At 67.4% G+C, this 18,012-nt stretch carries 16 protein-coding genes; 10 read left to right on the top strand and 6 right to left on the bottom strand.

Annotated elements, in window-relative coordinates:
* The 7 genes from QZZ29_RS09185 (at position 1) to QZZ29_RS09215 (ending at position 5,962) form a co-directional block, all read left to right on the top strand.
* A complete protein-coding gene (locus QZZ29_RS09185; RefSeq protein ID WP_291382748.1) occupies positions 1-258 on the top strand; it encodes a F0F1 ATP synthase subunit epsilon in 258 nt (85 codons plus the stop codon).
* Between the two features lie 11 nt (positions 259-269).
* Positions 270-974 carry an endonuclease NucS gene (gene nucS / locus QZZ29_RS09190; RefSeq protein ID WP_291382749.1) on the top strand — a complete coding sequence of 235 codons (705 nt, stop codon included), beginning with the start codon at positions 270-272 and terminating at the stop codon, positions 972-974.
* Between the two features lie 10 nt (positions 975-984).
* Entirely contained in the window at positions 985-2,412 is a 1,428-nt protein-coding gene (locus tag QZZ29_RS09195; protein ID WP_291382750.1) for an MFS transporter, read from the top strand.
* 205 nt (positions 2,413-2,617) lie between these two features.
* Positions 2,618-4,147, top strand: a complete 1,530-nt coding sequence (locus QZZ29_RS09200) for a GH1 family beta-glucosidase (RefSeq protein ID WP_291382751.1) — start codon at positions 2,618-2,620, stop codon at positions 4,145-4,147.
* A 9-nt stretch (positions 4,148-4,156) separates the two neighbouring features.
* Entirely contained in the window at positions 4,157-4,468 is a 312-nt protein-coding gene (locus tag QZZ29_RS09205; RefSeq protein WP_291382752.1) for a hypothetical protein, read from the top strand.
* A 19-nt stretch (positions 4,469-4,487) separates the two neighbouring features.
* Positions 4,488-5,213: an alpha/beta hydrolase gene (locus tag QZZ29_RS09210; RefSeq protein ID WP_291382826.1), complete on the top strand. Its 726-nt coding sequence runs from the start codon at positions 4,488-4,490 to the stop codon at positions 5,211-5,213.
* A complete protein-coding gene (locus tag QZZ29_RS09215; protein ID WP_291382753.1) occupies positions 5,210-5,962 on the top strand; it encodes an alpha/beta hydrolase in 753 nt (250 codons plus the stop codon). The genes QZZ29_RS09210 and QZZ29_RS09215 overlap by 4 nt, the downstream gene beginning before the upstream one ends.
* 28 nt (positions 5,963-5,990) lie before the next feature.
* Here QZZ29_RS09215 and QZZ29_RS09220 read toward each other — a convergent pair whose 3' ends face one another.
* Together QZZ29_RS09220 and QZZ29_RS09225 are read right to left on the bottom strand one after the other, a co-directional pair.
* A complete protein-coding gene (locus tag QZZ29_RS09220) occupies positions 5,991-6,401 on the bottom strand; it encodes a hypothetical protein (protein ID WP_291382754.1) in 411 nt (136 codons plus the stop codon).
* A 1-nt stretch (position 6,402) separates the two neighbouring features.
* Complete coding sequence (locus QZZ29_RS09225; protein ID WP_291382755.1) at positions 6,403-8,538, bottom strand: hypothetical protein; 2,136 nt, start codon at positions 8,536-8,538, stop codon at positions 6,403-6,405.
* Positions 8,539-8,666: 128 nt separating this feature from the next.
* Here QZZ29_RS09225 and QZZ29_RS09230 point away from each other — a divergent pair, with 128 nt between their 5' ends.
* The 3 genes from QZZ29_RS09230 to QZZ29_RS09240 are packed head-to-tail and all read left to right on the top strand — an operon-like array spanning position 8,667 to position 11,399.
* The gene (locus tag QZZ29_RS09230; protein WP_291382756.1) at positions 8,667-9,500 is read left to right on the top strand and encodes a hypothetical protein; all 834 of its coding nucleotides are present in this window, start codon (positions 8,667-8,669) and stop codon (positions 9,498-9,500) included.
* On the top strand, positions 9,497-10,465 hold the full coding sequence (locus tag QZZ29_RS09235; protein WP_291382757.1) for a hypothetical protein: 969 nt from the start codon (positions 9,497-9,499) through the stop codon (positions 10,463-10,465). The genes QZZ29_RS09230 and QZZ29_RS09235 overlap by 4 nt, the downstream gene beginning before the upstream one ends.
* Positions 10,466-10,487: 22 nt before the next feature.
* On the top strand, positions 10,488-11,399 hold the full coding sequence (locus QZZ29_RS09240; protein WP_291382758.1) for a tetratricopeptide repeat protein: 912 nt from the start codon (positions 10,488-10,490) through the stop codon (positions 11,397-11,399).
* 9 nt (positions 11,400-11,408) lie between these two features.
* Here QZZ29_RS09240 and glgB read toward each other — a convergent pair whose 3' ends face one another.
* The 4 genes from glgB to galK form a co-directional block, all read right to left on the bottom strand.
* Positions 11,409-13,577: a 1,4-alpha-glucan branching protein GlgB gene (gene glgB, locus QZZ29_RS09245; protein WP_291382759.1), complete on the bottom strand. Its 2,169-nt coding sequence runs from the start codon at positions 13,575-13,577 to the stop codon at positions 11,409-11,411.
* An 18-nt stretch (positions 13,578-13,595) separates the two neighbouring features.
* A complete protein-coding gene (locus tag QZZ29_RS09250; protein ID WP_291382760.1) occupies positions 13,596-15,593 on the bottom strand; it encodes an alpha-1,4-glucan--maltose-1-phosphate maltosyltransferase in 1,998 nt (665 codons plus the stop codon).
* Between the two features lie 90 nt (positions 15,594-15,683).
* Positions 15,684-16,661: a UDP-glucose 4-epimerase GalE gene (gene galE, locus QZZ29_RS09255; protein ID WP_291382761.1), complete on the bottom strand. Its 978-nt coding sequence runs from the start codon at positions 16,659-16,661 to the stop codon at positions 15,684-15,686.
* A gap of 30 nt (positions 16,662-16,691) precedes the next feature.
* The gene (gene galK, locus QZZ29_RS09260) at positions 16,692-17,849 is read right to left on the bottom strand and encodes a galactokinase (protein ID WP_291382762.1); all 1,158 of its coding nucleotides are present in this window, start codon (positions 17,847-17,849) and stop codon (positions 16,692-16,694) included.
* Positions 17,850-18,012 lie beyond the last annotated feature (163 nt).

The raw sequence follows: 18,012 nt of genomic DNA on the forward strand, positions 1-18,012 counted from the left end.
ATGGCGCTGACCGTGGACATCGTCGCACCCAACCGGGTCCTGTGGGAGGGGGAGGCAACGTTTGTCACCGCACCCACCGTCGAGGGCTCGATCGGTCTCTTGCCCGGACATGAGCCGATCCTGTCGGTGCTCGGCGCGGGCGTGGTGAAGGTGGTTCTAGCGGGCGGAGAGGATCGCCTGCTTGACATCACCGGTGGTTTCATCTCGTTCGACCACGACATGGTCACGATCATGGCCGACCCCGTCGACGCGGGTTAGCGAACGGGGCCGTGCGCGTCGTCATCGCACGTTGCTCGGCCCGCTACTCGGGCCGTCTCAACGCGCACCTGCCCTCGGCGACCAGGGCGATCATGGTGAAGGCCGACGGCTCGGTGCTGCTGCACTCTGACGGAGGTTCGTACAAGCCGCTGAACTGGATGAGCCCGCCATGCACCCTGCGGGTCGAAATGGCCGACGCCGATGCCGTGGACGGCGGCGACGGGGCTCCCGTGGCGCGGTGGATTGTTCAGCATGACAAGACTGACGACCGCCTCGAGATCGAGTTGTTCGAGATCTTCGCGGACACCGAGCACGAGCTCGGAACGGACCCGGGTCTTGTCAAGGACGGGGTCGAGGCGCACCTCCAGGAGCTACTCGCCGAGCAGGTGGCGCTCCTGGGAGTCGGGCATACACTCGTGCGCCGCGAGTTTCCCACGGCGATCGGACCGGTAGACATCCTGGCTCGTGATGCGACGGGCCGTGCGGTGGCGGTCGAGATCAAGCGCAGGGGAGACATCGACGGCGTCGAGCAGCTGACGCGCTATCTCGAGTTGCTGAATCGCGACCCGCTGCTGTCGCCGGTGGTGGGAGTCTTTGCCGCGCAGGAGATCAAGCCGCAGGCGCGCGTGCTCGCCGAGGATCGCGGCATCCGCTGCCTCGTCCTCGATTACGAGGCGATGCGCGGCATGGACGACGGGTCGTCGCGGCTGTTCTAGTCTTGCCGCGGTGGGGCTCCTCGCGGGTGTCATCGTTGACCGCATGGTGGGCGCCAATCAGGCGGCCACGGCTCTCGCCACGGTGGGAGGCCCGGCGCTTGCGGGGCTGGCGGTCGCCACCGCAGGCCCGACTGCGGTCTTGTGGGTGACCGCCGCTGCCTCCGCACTGGCGGCGGGAGTGGGACTCTTGGTGAGCCGCACTGCAGGGCGGCCGGGCGAGGCACCCGCCGGCGGGCCGCGCTCGATCGGCGCGACCTCCTCCATGCGGCGGGTGGTGGGTAGCGTGCGGCTGGGCTGGGTTGCGCTTGTGGGATGCCCGGTGCTGGTGTGGATGACGGTCCTGGGAACCGGCTCGATCGCGGTGACAGGGGCCCTTCAAGGACTGATCCTGCTGGCGTACGCACTCGAGATTGAGCGTCAATCTCTCGCGCGATGGGTGCTCGTCGCGTTTGCGGTGGGTGCTTTGACCGGGGCGATGGCATACGCGAGCCTCGCGACGGTTCGCACCCGGCGCGCCTGGTTCGCCGGGGGCCTCGCGGGCGTGCTGGGCGGCCTCGCGGTCGTGGCTCCCCTTGACGTCCCGGTGATGGTGGTCGCGGTCGTGGCCATCATGGGTCTCGCGGCTCGCCCCGTGAACTCGGCGGTCGGTGCGGTCTTGGCCGACCACACACCCGACTACGTGCGTGGCCGAGTCCTGTCTCTCCAGAGCGCCTTCTCCCTGGCAGGAGCCCCGCTCGGCGTGCTCAGTGCCGGAGCGATCGCCCACGTCGGGTGGCTGCGCGCGGCAGCGTGGGCGGGAGTGGCTCTGTGGGCTGTCCTCACGGGATTCGCGCCGTGGGAGCCGTCATTGCGGAAGCGGGGCGACGAGTCGGAGGCGGGTGCACATGGGGTGTCGACAAATCCGTTCATGCGCTCGGCTGAGGTTGCACAACTCGCGGGGGTCACGCCCCGGACCCTTCGCCACTGCCACCGCATCGGCATCTTGCCGGAGCCGTCGCGATCCGCGAATGAGTATCGCGAGTACTCGCCCGAACAAGTGGCGCGGGTGATTCGCATCCGTCGGCTGGATGCCGAACTCGCCGAGCAGATCGCCGCGCTCACTCGCAGGCGCCGTGAGCTGGAGGAGGTTCGCCAGTCCCGTTATGCTCCTGACCTCGACTCTGCCATCGCCCCGTTCGCCGACGCTCTCACGGACGGATTGTCGGATGCTCTCGCCGACCTCGTGTTGCACGAGATGGTGGTGGGGTACGAGATGACGCCGGAGGGCGATCGCGCTGAGTTCATTCGGGTGATGGAGGCCATCTGGGAGCCCTCCGTCCGCGCGCGCCTACGCGCGACCACCGTCTGTCTAACGGAGATCCCCGACGATGCGCCGGACGACCAGATCAACGTGTTCGCCGCGAGGATCGCCCACTTCAATCGGAACGAGTTTCCGTGAACCCCGGTCCGGGAGAAGACCGCTGCCGACGCCCTCGCGTTGGAGGTGGTCGATCGGCACTGGCCGCACCTGTCCGTCCGGTGCGGTCGCGGGTGATCTCGCGGGCGAGGCGTGTATTTCACGAGGAGTCATCGGGCGGCGCCTGACGGTGCTCGCTGTCACGTTGGGGTCACCCTATCGAAACGTTTCGGTTAGACTCCTTGACATGTCTGAAAATCAGTTTCCCCAAGGGTTCCTCTTTGGCGCCTCCACCGCGTCATACCAGGTCGAGGGAGGCGCCACCGAGGGGGGCCGACTGCCCAGCATCTGGGACACATTCGCCCACACCGAGGGCCGCACCTTCAACGGCGAGCACGGCGATGTGGCATGCGATCACTTCCACAGATACGCGGAAGACATCACGGCGATGGCCGAGATCGGCCTGACGGCCTATCGGTTCTCGATGGCGTGGCCCCGCATTCGGCCGACGGGTGACGGCGAGTTCAACGACGAGGGGTTTGCGTTCTACCACCGCATCCTCGATGAGCTCGAGAAGTACGGCATCGAGCCCCTGGTGACCTTGTACCACTGGGACCTGCCCCAGGCGCTCGAGGATGCGGGAGGCTGGCCGGATCGCGCGATCGTCGACCGCTTTGTCGAATACGCCCGACGCACGGTCGAGGAGTTCAAGGACCGCGTCACGTACTGGACCACGTTCAATGAGCCCTGGTGCACCGCGTTTCTGGGGTACTCGTGCGGTGCCCATGCCCCCGGTCGCAGTGAGCCCGCCGCATCGCTCGCCGCCGCGCACCACCTGAACCTCGCGCACGGCCGCGCCTACACGGCGATCAAGGAAGTCCACCCGGACGCCAAGGTGAGCATCGTGCTGAACTCCCACCTTCCTCGGCCCTGGAACCCCGCCGATCCGCGCGATGTCGCCGTCGCCGACAAGATCGACGGCCTGGCCAACCGGATCTTCATGGACCCGTACACGGTGGGCCAGTACCCCGCGATCGTCATGGACTCGACGTCCGATCTGACCGACTGGTCGTTTGTGCACGACGGTGATCTCGCCCAGATCAAGGGCACGCTGGACCTGGTGGGCGTCAACTACTACTCGAGCCACATGGTCCGCTTCAATGAGGCGCCTCACGAGCGGTCGGGCCAGGACGGCCACAACGCCACGATCCACAGCTGCTGGCCCGGTGCCGCCGAAGCGGAGTTCATGCCCCTGGTGGGCCAGCACACCACGATGGGGTGGAACGTGGACCCGAGCGGCTTCCATGCACACCTGATGCGGATGCATCGCGACATGGGGTTACCCATGATGGTCACCGAAAACGGCTCCTCCTGGCCGGACGAGGTGAGCGACGACGGGCGCATCCGTGACATCGACCGCTACACCTACCTCTACGACCATCTGGCCGCGCTCCTGCAGGCGCGCGAAGAGGGCGCGGATGTCCGTGGATACATGGCCTGGAGCCTGATGGACAACTTCGAGTGGGCCCACGGATACTCCAAGCGATTCGGTCTTTTGAGGGTTGACTACAACTCTCAGGTGCGTACGTGGAAGGATTCCGCGTATTGGTACCGCGAGACCATAAGAACACGTGCACTTGCCCCACTGGAGGCGCTAGAGTCTCTGCTGGAGACGCCACCTCGCGTCTACTCACTGTCCGGCGTCGCGCCCATCCCCCCCTCGGGCGCGGCGCCGGCTCCTTTTCCCCTTGAGCCGCGGCCGTCAAACGTTCCGTAGACTCGAACCATGCCGTCCAAGCGCCGCTCCACCAAGCGCCCTTACGGACAGCCCCACCCTGAGCTCGATGTGGAGCGCGTGCGCGGGGGCCTCGGCGCTCAGCGCCAACGCGGTCCCCGCGGCGAGGACTACTGGGTGGCCATTCCGCGCCCGTCGGACAAGACCTACACATGCCCCGCATGCGGGCGCGACGTTCCCGGCACGCAGGAACACGTTGTGGCGTGGGCGGCGGACGGACTGTTTGGCCCCGACGCGGCGGGCCAGGAACGCAGACACTGGCACCGGGCTTGCTGGCAGACCTTTGGGAGGACACGTGGCTGAACCGGCCGAGATCGGCGCCATGACGGTGCTGCCCGCTGACCGCGAGGACATCGAGATTGTGACGGAGGACGGGCTCACCCTGGTGGGCGAACTGGCGTTGCCGGCGTCGGGCCGCATCGCCGCCACCCTCATCACGCTGCACCCGCTGCCGACTCACGGCGGTTTCATGGACTCGCATGTGCTGCGCAAGGCGTCCTGGAGACTGCCCTATCTGGCCGACGTGGCGGTGCTCCGGTTCAACACCCGCGGCACGTCGTCGCCGCGTGGAACCTCTCAGGGCCGGTTCGAGGAGGGAGTGGGCGAGGGGGCCGACGTGCGCGCGGCCGTCCAGTTCGCGGTCGACAGAGGGCTGCCTCGCCGCTGGCTGCTGGGCTGGAGCTTTGGGACCGAACTTGCCCTCATGCACGGAGCCGACCTGGATGTGGAGGGTGCGGTGTTGCTGTCGCCGCCGCTACGGCGCGCCACACGGGAGGACCTTGAGCGCTGGGCGGTCACGGACAAGCCCGTGACCGTCTTCGTGCCCGAACATGATGACTTCCTGACGCCGGACCGGGCCGTTCCTGGCTTCGCCCCGCTCACCCAAGCCCGCGTGATCCCCGTGGAGGGCGCGAAGCACCTGTGGGTGGGCGAGAAGTACGTGCGGATCGTCCTCGACCTGCTGATGGACGCCGTGGTGCCAGGCTCCGCTGGCCTTCCGACGACAGTTCCCGCCTCCGCAGTTGTCCACTCGGGAGAGAAACCATGAGCTTGCTGCCCACCGGAACCCCCCTGGTCCTCCTCAACGCCTTTCCGCTAGACCGCGACCAGTGGGAGCCGTTGCTGACGGCGCTCGATGCGCCCGTGGGCGACATCATCACGTTTGACTCTCCGGGCATCGGAGACATGCCAGCGTCGCCCAGCGAGCCGTCCATCGACCTCATCGCCGATGCCGCTGTCGCGGCCCTGCGCGAGGCGACCGGCTCACAAGACGCGATTTGGGTCGGCTGCTCCATGGGCGGATACGTGGCGATGGCGGTGCTCGAGCGTCACCCCGATGCGGTCGCAGGGCTCGGGCTGATCGGCACCAGGGCGGGAGCCGACACGGAACAGGCCCGTGCGCGGCGCCTGGAGGCCGCTGAGGAGGCCACGACGCTCGGTCGAGTGTCAGACCCCCAAAAGGTGGCCGAGGGCCTCCTCGGGGCCGCAGCGCGCGCGCAGGCCGACGTGCTGGCGTCAGTCATCCGGAATGTGGACCGGCAGTTGGGCGACGGGGTCGCGTGGGGTCAACGCGCTATGGCGGCGCGGCCGGACAGGTTGGCCGTGCTTGCCAACTGTGACGCGCCCGCCTTTGTGGTGCGCGGCGACGATGACGGCCTGACCTCTGCCGAAGAGGCCGCCGCGATGGCAGACGCACTTGGCGTGGAGGTGACCGTGGTCGAGGGCGCGGGCCATCTGGTGCACGTCGAGCGGCCCGAGGCGATCGCGCGGCTCATCGACGGCATCGCCAGGACTTAGCGGTTCGGGGGCAATCGCCCCTAGCGCGTCACGGCCAGCTGTCGCCCGCCTCGAGGCGGATCGCGAGTGCCTTGTCCATCGGCATGGACTCGCCGTCCCGCGCCCCCCGACCGAGTTCGAGTGGCGGGTCAGAGGGCTCCAGGTGGACTCCCTTGAGCCACGCGGCCAGTCCTCCGGGCCCATGCAGCACGTAGAAATCGCCGTCGACGCTCACACCCACGCTGCAGGCGCGGTTGATGTACCAGCCCAGCACGTCGGTCTTGAGAAGGGCCTTGCCCGAGTACGGACGGGCCCGCAGCCGTTCGGGCTCAATTCCCGCGTCCTTCGCCTGTTTGGCGAACGCCCTCACCATCGCCGTGGCCCGGGCGCTCTCCGCCTGGCGCTGCCGATCCAGGCGCGCCGCATGTGCGAAAGCGTCCTGGCCGCGATCGGCGTGCATGTCAGTTCTCTTGGCCGGGGCCGTCTTCCGATCCGTCTGCCGCCTCGGCCGCGGCTTGCTGGTCGACCAACTTTGAGGCGGCGGCAAGGTTGTTCACGGGATCCGAGGACAGCAGCGAACGCAGGTCATCGAGATAGGTGGTGATCGACTCGCGCTGGTGGTTGAGCTCCTCCACCTCCTTGGACGCAAGCGAGCGCTCCCGCTCCGCGTCCGTGACGGCTTCGGAGATGATGGTCTCCGCGTGCTCCCGCGACTGCGAGACGATGTCGTCCGCATTGTGGCGTGCGTTGCTCAACAGGGTGCGAGCGTGCTCCTCCGCGTCCCTGCGGGCCTGCTCCGCACGTTCGAGCGCGTCCGCAAGCCGGGCCTCGGCCTCGTCGGCGCGCTTTCGTGCGTCCGCGACCATGGCCTCCGACTCGGCCTTTGCGGCATTGTGGCGCTCGGTGAGGGAGGCTTCTGCGGCCTCCCTGCGCTGCGCGACCTCGATCTGCAGGTCCTCGCGTATGCGACGGGCCTCTTCCTTGGCCGACTCCGCGTCGCCGTGGCCCTCAGCGCGCAACTGCTGGGCCTCGGTCGCGGCGGCGTCGACCATGCTCTTGGCTTGGGCGCGTGCTTCGCTCAGCAGCCCTTCGGCCTCTGCCGCGGCCTCGTCACGCAAGGCCTTGACCTCCGCCGCGGCCTGGGCCCGCAGCTTCTTGGTGTCGGAATCCGCACGCTTGCGAATGTCGGCAGTGTCGTTGTCGGCGCGCTGGCGCGTCTGCACGTCGTAGTGCTCCGCGGCGGCCCTGAGATCGGCGTCGTACTTGTCCGCGTCGGCCGTAGTGGTGGCGTGATACTGGTCGGCCTCGACCAACTTCGACCCGTGATATTGGTCGGCCTCGCCCACCTTCGCGGCGAAGTTCCGTTCCGCCGCCGCGATCTTCTCGGACGCGACTCGCTCGGCCTGCTCGCGAGTGGCCCGTTCGTACTTGTCGGCCTCGGCACGCTTCGCGGCGTCGTAGTCGTCGGCCTGCGCACGCACGGCGGCGTCGTACTTGTCGGCCTCGGCACGCTTCGCGGCGTCGTAGTCGTCGGCCTGCGCACGCACGGCGGCGTCGTAGTCGTCGGCTTCGGCACGCTTCGCGGCGTCGTAGTCGTCGGCCGCGGCCGTGGTCGCGGCGTGGTACTGCGACGCCTCGGCCTTCAGATTCTCGGTGTCCGCCTGGACGGACGACATGATCTGCGCGGCCTCGCGGCGACCCGCGGCAAGCGCCGAGGCGGCATGCTTATCGGCCTCTGCTCGGATCGACGCGGCCTCGCGTTGGAGCGTGGTGGCCTCGTCGTTGGCGCGTTCCAGCGTGGTCTGCGCCTCGGACTCCGCGGCCGCCACCTTGTCGGCGCCCTCGACGGCGAGGCGATCAACCTCCTCGCGCGCGGCGGCAAGAATCTGCTCAGCCTCATCGCGCAACCGTTGCGACTCGGCATGGGCGGCGCTCACCAGGGATTCGGCCTCTCCCCGCGCGGCGTCGACCATCTCGACCGCCTCACGTTGGCTCGACACCTTGAGTTCCGTGACCTCGCGTTCGGCGGTCGCGCGAAGCGCGTGCACCTCGCGCTCGGAGCCGGTCCGCTTCTCCTCGATCTCCGTATCAATGACGGAAGCGATGCGGTCTGCCTCACGCTGGGCCTTGGCGACGGTCTCGGCTGCCTGGCGTTCCGCGGCCTCCCGCGCGGCCTGGGCTGCGCTCTCGGACGCGGCCCTGATCTCGTCCGCCTCGCGTCGGCTCTGTGCGAGGATCTCCGACACCTCGTTGTCCGCACGGGCGCGCAACTGCTGCGCCGCGACATTCGCCCGGGCAATCGTGTCCTGGGCATGCGTGTTGGCGCGATTGATCACATCGGCCGACTGCTCTTCGGCCGAACGCAACAGGTGCTCGACTCGGGCTCCCAGACCCTTGTAGGTGGGCTGCTCCTTCTCGGTGAGGTCGCGCTGAGCGTCTTCCAGGGCGCGTTGCGCCTGCTCTGCATCCTGTCGCGCCTGTTGAGCAGTGCCCTGCGCCTGTGCGAGAGACTCTTCGAGTCGCTTGACGTGCGCCGCGACTGCATCGCGGTCGTAGCCGCGCATGGCGACAGGGAAGGGCAGAGTCTCGTCGACCATCGGTTCTCCTCGTTGCAGGGCCCAGCGTCACACCACATTAGTCGCGGGCCGGGGGCAAGACAAAGCCACACCTGGGGGTACTTGTACGTTGTCTCCTAGACTGTACGCCGGAACCAGGAGGAAAAGACGTGACGCTTCGCACTACAGCGATCATCGCGGGAGCCCTGGGGCTCCTGATGTTGATTTCCGGGCTCATCGCCCAGGCCGCAAGGCCCGCACACGCCGTGGTGACCGAGGCGACCCTCGCCACGCCAGTCGTGGTTCTCGGTCCCGAGGTCTTGGCGCTGCCAGAGTTGCACAGGCTCGCCGTGACCGCCGATGGTGGCGTGGACGCGCACACGGCACGCCCGGTCGACGCCGAGGCATGGCTCGTTCACCACTCCGCCACCTATATCACCGGCTACGCATCGTGGGAAGAATTCACCACCCGTACCGCCTCGCGCATTGTCGCTGACGCCGCTACGCCGTCGCCCGGGGGCACGGCCGACGCCGCGCCCGCAGCCGCGGCGACCCCATCACCCAGTCCGGACCCAGCCGAAGCCGTCCCAGGGGAGGAGTCCGTCGACTACGGTTCCGGCGACATCTGGCGGCATACCTGGACGGGAGAGGGCCGAGTGTCGCTCGCGGTCGCCGCAATCTCGCCCGGCGAGTACCTCGTCGTGAACTCCACGGACGGCGCCGACCTTGGCACCATCGAGGTCAGTGCCGACAGGCAAGTCAACGACGCGTGGATCAGCCCCCTCATCTGGATCGGCATCGCGCTCGCCGTGCTGGGCCTGCTCGCCGTGCTGTCCGCCATCGTCGATGTCCGCCCTCTCCAGGAGCGCGTCGAGGCGTGGACCACCAAGCGGTCGCGCATCGCCACGGGAGAGGACCCGAAGGCCGGTTCGCGTCGTGAACGGCGATTGGCCGGCTCGACGCTTCCCGACGTTGACCTTGAGCAGAAGGGAGACGAATCATGAGGCGCACTGTTGTCGCCGCAACCGCCACGGCGCTCCTGCTCGCCGGTTGCGCATCCACGCCGCCGCAGGCGACCGTCACCCCTTCGTTGCAGGCCGAAGCCGCGCTGATCGACACTCAGGCGGACGCCGTGATCGATGCGACGTTCGCCGAGCTGACGGCGGCCGATGCGGCCAGAAACCCCGAGTTGTTTGCGTCGCGTGTGGCAGGCAACGCGGCGCTGGTGCGGAGCGCCGAGTACACCGTGGCGAGCAACGTCGCGGACGAGCAGGTGTCGGACCTGCCGTCACACATGCAGGGCGTCTATGTGTCGCGGTCCCAAACATGGCCGCGGATGCTTGCGGCTGTCTCTGAGCCGCCTGCCGACGACCTCACGCCCGTCGTCTACCTGTGGGTACAGGAGTCGGTCGACAAGCCCTACCGCCTCGTCGCGTGGGCTCACATGATCCCGGGCGCCGTGCTGCCCGCTATGCCCGGCGAGGTCGACGGCGCAGAGGAGTTGCCCCTGGGCGAGGACGGGATTGATCCGTCTCCTCGCAAGGCCTTGGAGGACTACGTCGAGTACCTGCGGCAGGGCGCCGACAGTGACCTCGCGGCAAACTTCACCGAAGACACCTACGCCAAGCAGCTGTTCAGCGCCCGGGCGGTGCTCGCGGACGCCGCGTCGAGTACTGGTGGCGCGTACGTTGACACGGTTCAGCCCGTCTTCGCGGCCACCTTTGTGCTGGCCACCTCGGACGGCGGCGCGTTGATCTTCGCGCCCATCGACATTGCGTCGTCCTTCTCCGTGAAGGACGCCACGCTGACTCTGTCGGCGCGGGATGCTCCGTTGTTGCAGGGCGACGCGACAGACAAGGTTACCTACAACTACCGGGACTTCGTGGTGCTCTCGGTACCCCCTCCGGGCCAGAGTCCATTGCCCGGGGTGGTCGCGGCCGAGCACCATCTCGTATCGATCACTCCGTGACCTCACACCAAGAAAGGACACCATGACCTCGCTACCCCCGTTCAGCGGTGTCGTCGACCTCGCGGCGCTCGCGGCGAAGCCTCAGCAAGGACAACAGCACGGCGGCTCGGCCGGCGGCCCGGCGGCTATGACCGAGGCTAACGCCGGCGAGTACCTGCAGGAGTCGAGCCGACGACCCATCTACGTCCTGTTGTGCTCTGCCGCCGCGCCGCAATGCGATGAGTTGCGCGAACGCGTCGTCGCGCACTTGGCGCGCTACGGCGACTCCGTGGGACTCGTGGTCGTCGACGTGGACGCAGAGCCTGGCTTGGCGGAGGCGTTCCAACTTCAAGCGGTCCCGGCGATGCTTGCGCTGATGGCGGGCCGCCCGGTGCCGCTGTTCCAGGGCACGCCTGACGATCAGCAACTCACCGATGTGTTCGCACAAGTCGCCGAGGTCGCCCGCCAGGCGGGTATGGACGTGCGCGATTCGGGTGAGGTCGCCGCTCCCACCGCGAAGGCCGAGCCTGAGGAGAAGCCGCTACCCCCATTGCACCAAGAGGCGTTCGACGCCATCGAGCGGGAGGACTACGCCGCCGCGATCGCGGCATATGACCAGGCCCTCAAGGAGAACCCCAAGGACGCGGAAGCGCGCGCGGGACGGGCCCAGGTCTCCCTGATCGCGCGTAGCGGCTCCGCGGACGCCGTGGTGGTGCGTCAGGCGGCCGCGGACGCGCCGGACGATGTGGACGTTCAGCTGGCGGTCGCGGATCTGGACGTGCTCGGAGGCATGGTCGACGACGCCTTTGATCGGTTGATCGATGTGGTACGCGCCACCGCCGGGCCCGAGCGTGAGGGCGTGCGCGCGCGTCTGATCGAATTGTTTGACGTGGTAGGTCCCACGGACCCGCGCGTCAACGCCGCACGCCAGAGACTCGCCAGCGCCCTGTACTAGCGGATGTGCCTACGTGGCCGCAGGCGTGAAGAACACCGCGCCGAGCGGGGGGAGCCGCACGGTCGTGGAGGCTTCGTAGCCGTGGTGAGGTTGCTGGGCCGCTTCGACCTGGCCGAGGTTGCCCACTCCTGATCCGCCGTAGGTTTCCGCATCGGTGTTGAGGACCTCTTTCCACGTTCCGGCGTGCGGGAACGCGAGCGTGTAGTTCTCGTGCGGCACGCCCGCAAAGTTCACCGCGACAACCACGGGTGGCCCGTCCTTGGCATAGCGCACGAACGAGATCGCGTTGTGCGCCGCATCGTCGGCATCGATCCACCGGAACGCCGAGGCATCGTCATCCTGTTGCCACAGCGCCGGCTGCGCGCGGTACAGGGCGTTGAGATCGCCGACGAGCCGCCGGAGGCCATCGTGGAGGGGGTCTTCGGTGTGCCACCAGTCGAGCGAGCGGCCCTCGGACCACTCGGCGGCCTGGCCAAATTCGTCGCCCATGAACAGGAGCTTCTTGCCAGGGTGCGACCACTGATAGGCAAGCAGGGAGCGCAACCCCGCAATCTTCTGCCAGTGATCACCCGGCATGCGGGAGTACAGGGAGCCCTTGCCGTGGACCACCTCGTCATGGCTCAGCGGCAACATGAAGTGCTCGGAGAAGGAGTAGATCAGCGAGAACGTCACGGTGTGGTGGTGATACGAGCGATGGATCGGCTCCTCAGACAGGTAGCGGAGGGTGTCGTTCATCCAGCCCATGTTCCACTTGAGCCCGAAGCCAAGACCGCCTCCAGACGTGGGGGCGGTGACGCCGGGCCACGCGGTCGACTCCTCCGCCACCATCACGATTCCGGGCACAGTCTTGTAGGCCGTCGCGTTGGCCTCCTGCAGGAACGCGATGGCGTCGAGGTTCTCCCTGCCGCCGTGCACGTTGGGCCGCCACTGGCCGGATTCGCGCGAGTAGTCGAGGTACAGCATGGAGGCGACGGCGTCCACGCGCAACCCGTCGGCATGGAATTCCTGGAGCCAGTACAGCGCGTTGGCGACGAGGAAGTTGCGCACCTCTGCCCGGCCAAAGTCGAAGATGAAGGTGCCCCAGTCCGGTTGCTCGCCGCGCAGCGGGTCGGGGTGCTCATACAGGGGAGTGCCATCGAACCGGCCGAGCGCCCACGCGTCCTTGGGGAAGTGGCCAGGCACCCAGTCCAACAGAACGCCGAGGCCCTCCTGGTGGGCGCGGTCGATGAAGTAGCGCAAGTCGTCCGGGTTGCCAAAGCGGGACGTGGGAGCGTAATACGACGTCACCTGGTAGCCCCACGAGCCGCCGAAGGGGTGCTCCATGACGGGCATCAACTCGAGGTGGGTGAAGCCCAGACCACGCACGTATGGAATCAGATCGTTGGCGAGGTCGCGGTAGCTGAGGCCCTGCTTCCACGAGCCGAGGTGGACCTCGTACACCGACATCGGCGAGTCATGAGCGGAGTGCTTGGCGCGATTGTCCAACCAGGCCTCGTCGTTCCACGCGAAGTCGCTCGCCGTGACGATTGACGCGGTGTGAGGAGGAACCTCGGTGCGCCGAGCCATGGGGTCGGCCTGCTGCTTCCAGTGGCCGTCCTTGCCGAGAATCTCGAACTTGTAGTGGGTGCCGTCTCCCACCCCTGGGATGAAGAGTTCCCACACGCCCGAGAAGCCGAGAGAACGCATGGAGTGGCCCACTCCCTGCCAGTGGTTGAACTCGCCGACGACGCGAACCGCCCGGGCATTGGGTGCCCACACGCTGAAGGAGGTGCCGTGTACCTCGCCCAGTACGGACGGGTATGTCCTCACATGGGAGCCGAGCGCATCCCACAGCCGCTCGTGGCGTCCTTCCCTGATGAGGTGAAGGTCCAGCTCGCCGAGCGTGGGGAGAAACCGGTAGGGGTCGTCGGAGACGATCTCCGGGCCGTCGTACGTGACGTGCACGCGGTAATCCGGTATCTCGTCGCCCGGTAGATCGGCCTGCCACAGCGCGTCCACGACGTGCCTCGCGGGGAGGGTTCCGTCGAGTGTTTCGATCGAGATCTCCCTGGCAAAGGGGCGCAGCACTCGGACCACGACCCCGCCGTCGTGGATGTGTGGACCGAGAACCGCGTGCGGCTCATGGTGGGTTCCGGCGAGAATATCTGCCAACGCCGTTGGGTCAATGTCACGTGCCACAGGTTTCCTCCAGTGTGGTCATAGACGCACCGTAGCCACATGCACCAGCGTCTGCGATGGGTCGAGTCGCACAAAGAACTCGCGCCCCCAGGTGTACTTGGCTCCGGTCACTGCGTCCACGACAGGAATGGGATCGTCGTCTTGCTTGCCGATGGAACTCATGTCGAGGGTGACGATCGCGTCGTTGACTGAGTGGGGGTCGAAAGAGGCCACCACGATGACCGTATCTTCACGTCCCTTGGGGGACTCGTTCGCGGGCACGTGGCGGGTGAAACACAGGACGTTCGGGTTGGTGGTGCGGTGAACCGTCAGGCCGCGCAGTCTGCGCAGGGAGACATGGTCCGACCTCAACTCGTTGAGGGTTCTCAGCAGTGACACGATGCCAAACTCGTCGGCCTTCGACCAATCACGCGGCTTGTACTCGTACTTCTCGTTGTCGATCTGCTCCTCGACGCCGGGCCGGGGGACCGACTCCACGAACTCGTACCCGGCATAGATCCCGTAGGAGGGGGAACCCGTCGCGGCAAGCGCCGCACGCATCTTCCAGTACGGCGCGCCGCCGCGCTGCATGTCGGGTGTCAGGATGTCGTGGGTGGTTGGCCAGAAGTTGGGGCGCATGTAGAAGGACGATTCGCCCGCCAGCTCCTTGAGGTACTCGCCCATCTCTTCTGGGGTCTGGCGCCAGGTGAAGTAGGTGTAGCTCTGGTGGAAGCCGATCTTGGCGAGCGTGTGCATCATGGCCGGGCGCGTGAACGCCTCCGCCAGGAAGATGACGTCCGGATGGGCGTCGGCGATGTCTGCCAGCAGCCGCTCCCAGAACGTCAGCGGCTTGGTGTGCGGGTTGTCGATTCGGAACAGCGTCACGCCGGCATCGATCCACAGTTGGAAGATGTTGCGCCAGGCCCGGTAGGCGCCCTCAGGGTCGTTCTCGAAGTTGAACGGGTAGATGTCCTGGTACTTCTTGGGAGGGTTTTCCGCGTACGCGATCGTCCCGTCGAGCCGCGTCGTGAACCACTCGGGGTGTTCCTTCAGCCACGGGTGATTGGGCGAGGCGTTGAGGGCGATGTCGAGGGCGACCTCAAGGTGGAGTTCCCTGGCGCGCTTCACGAAGTTCTTGAACGAGCGCATCGTGCCCAGGTCGGGGTGAGTCGCGTCGTGACCGCCCTCCTCCGAGCCGATCGCGTAGGGGCTTCCAGGATCGCCGGGCGCGGCCTCGAGCGAGTTGTTGCGGCCCTTGCGATGGGTGGAGCCGATGGGGTGGATGGGCGTGAGGTAGACGACGTCAAATCCCATGTCCGCGATCGCGGGCAGTCGCTTGGCCGCGGTGGCGAAGGTTCCCGACGTCCACTCGCCCGTCTTCTTGTTGAGCTTGGCGCCCTCGGACCTGGGGAAGATCTCGTACCAGGCAGAGACCAGGGCCTTTTCGCGCTGAATGAGGAGGGGATACTCCGCCGATGCCGTCACCCACTCCCGCAGTGGAGCCTTGGCGAGAGTGTGTCGGACCTGGTCCGACAGGGCCTCGGCGAGTCGCTTCTCGGGGGCCAACGCCCCGTTCTTCAGGGCGGCGATTGCTTCGGTGAGCGACTCCCGCGCGGCCGCGCCCCTGCGCACGGTGTCCCGCGCACGAGTAAGGACATCAACGCCCTCGTCAAGCATGAGGTGCACGTCGACGCCAGCGTGGATCTTCACCTCGGCGGCATGGATCCACGTGCCGACGGGGTCTGACCACGCCTCGACGCGGAACGAATGCATGCCCTCCTTGGTGGGGAGGAATATCGCTTCGTACAGCGACAGTCCCCAGTTCTGTTGGGGCATCGGCAGGGTGTGCCGCTTACCTTCTGGATCTGTGACGACCACGGTTGCGCCCTCGGAGTCGTGACCCTCACGGAAGATGGTGGCCGTGATCGGCACGGCCTCGCCGACGACGGCTCGGGCGGGCCATCGCCCCTGTTCGAGGGACGGCTCGACGTCCACGATGGGGATCCGGCCGACAGACAACTCTGGGCTTCGCTCCATGTCACGAACCTACTCGCCTCGGCGCCCCCATCCAAGACGGGGACTCTTGACGGCGCCGCGAGTCGCGCTCACAGGGCTCCACATCGGTCGCTAACCGCGGGGCATTGCTTCCCAGGCGGTCCTCACCATGCTGTGAATCGTGAAGCGCGTTTCCCACGCGAGGTCACGCGCGGCGAGGTCGCCGGCCGCGACGATGCGCGCCGGGTCCCCCGGACGGCGCGGGCCGACCAGGGGTTCGGTGGCGATTCCGGTCACGTCGCGCATCGCGTCCACGATCTCGCGGACCGAGGTGCCCGCTCCTGAACCGAGGTTGTAGACCGGCTCCAACGGGCGGCCCTCGTCCAACGCGCGAGCCGCCTCCACGTGGGCGTTGGCGAGGTCCACCACGTGCACGTAGTCGCGCACGCAGGTGCCGTCGGGCGTGGCGTAGTCGTCGCCGTTGATCCGCGCGGGCTCGCCGCGCATGAGCGTGGCAAAGACCTTGGGGAAGAGGTTGTGGGGCGAGACGTCGTAGACCTGCGAGGGCCCGGAGCCCACGACGTTGAAGTAGCGCAGGCTCGTCGCGGCAAGCGGAGCGTCGGAGGAAGCGGTCGCGGTCACTTGGTCACGGATGAGCCACTCGGCCACCAACTTGCTTTCGCCGTACGGGCTCTCCGGGCGGCACTCGGTGTCCTCCGTGACGACCTCGGTGTCCGGCGTTCCGTACACCCCCGCCGACGAGGAGAACACCAGGTTGCGGGTGCCCGCCGCCGCCATGGCCTCGAGGAGGGTGGCCGTCCCGGAGACGTTCTGGAGGTACGTGTGGGTGGGGTACTTCACCGATTCACCCGCGTACTTGTATCCGGCGCAGTGAATCACGCCCACGCAGCCGTGAGTCCTCAACGCGGCGGTCACCGCATCGGTGTCAAGGATGTCTGCCTCGACGAGTCTCGCCCCGCCTGGCACGAACCTTCGTTTGCCGGTGGATAGGTTGTCGTAGGCGACGGCCTCAAATCCGGCTTCGAGCAGGGCGGACACGACGTGGGCGCCGATGTAGCCCGCGCCTCCCGTGACAAGCCAGGCGGTCACGATGCGGCTCCTGGGGTCATGCGACCCAGGCTACTTGTCACGGCGAGCTCCTTGCGAGGGGTTCACCGTCCGTATCTCCGGTACCGCGAATCCGCGCTCACTGCACGCGGTGCGCACGGCGTCGCTGAGACGCCGAACGCGGTCGGTGGGCACGAGCGCGACCGCCGAGCCGCCGAAGCCGCCTCCGGTCAGGCGTGCGCCCACGGCCCCGGCAGCCATGGCCGTCTCCACGGCAGTGTCAATTTCGGGAACGGAGATCTCGAAGTCGTCGCGCATGGACGCATGAGAGGCGAGCAGCAGGTCCCCGATGGCGCCGGGACCCGAGGTTGCGAGGGCTTCCACGGTGGTGAGGACTCGCGCGTTCTCGGTGACCACGTGGCGCACGCGGCGGAACGTCTCATCGTCAAGGAGGGATTGCGCCTGATCAAGTTGCGCCACCGTCAGATCGCGCAGGAATGGCACACCCAGCTCGCGCGCTCCGCGTTCGCATGCCTGCCGCCTCGACGCGTAGCCGCCGTCGGCGTGAGCGTGTTTGACCTTGGAGTCGAGCACGAGCAGCGACAGCCCGCTGGCTCCGAGGCGAAGCGGCACGGCGGTGGTGCGCAGCGACGCGCAGTCGAGCAGCACCGCATGGTCCTCCCGGCCGAAGAGCGAAGCGACCTGATCCATGACGCCGGTGGGAGCGCCGATCGCCCCGTTCTCTGCCCGTTGCCCCACCTTGGCAAGCTCCATGGGGGTCAGGCGGAGTTCCCATAGATCGTTGAGAGCCATGGCCACGGCCGATTCGAGAGCCGCCGACGAGGACAGGCCCGCACCGAGAGGGACGGTGGAGTCGATCAGGAGGTCGATGCCCGGGGCGCTCGAGAGGTCGTGACCCATCGTGTGCAGGGCCCACGCCACGCCCAGTGCATAGCCCGACCAGCCCTCAAAGACGGCGTGCTCTAGGTCGGCGATCGCGACGCTGTGGCGGGAGGTCTGAGCCGTGCTGGCGACGCGCAGCAGGCCCACGTTGTTGGGTCCGGCGGCGCACCACGTCCTGTCGTCGATGGCGAACGGAAGGACGTATCCGTTGTTGTAGTCCGTGTGCTCGCCGATGAGGTTGGCACGGCCAGGCGCGGACCATACGCCGACGGGCGGCACTCCGTAGAGGGACGCAAATCGGTCGGCGAGGCCAGCAGGGATCGTCATGATCGGCGTCCGCTGACGCCCGAAATTGGCGCCGCCAACGTGGTGGTGATGGTGCCGTGCTCGCTCATCGCGACTGACCCCCTTTGGCCATGAAATGATCCATCAATGTTAGCGTTCACTTTCTAGAATACACCAGGGGTCCAGCGCGCACGCCGTGCACCGA

The organism is Demequina sp., from assembly GCF_016278765.1.
Lineage (GTDB): Bacteria > Actinomycetota > Actinomycetes > Actinomycetales > Demequinaceae > Demequina.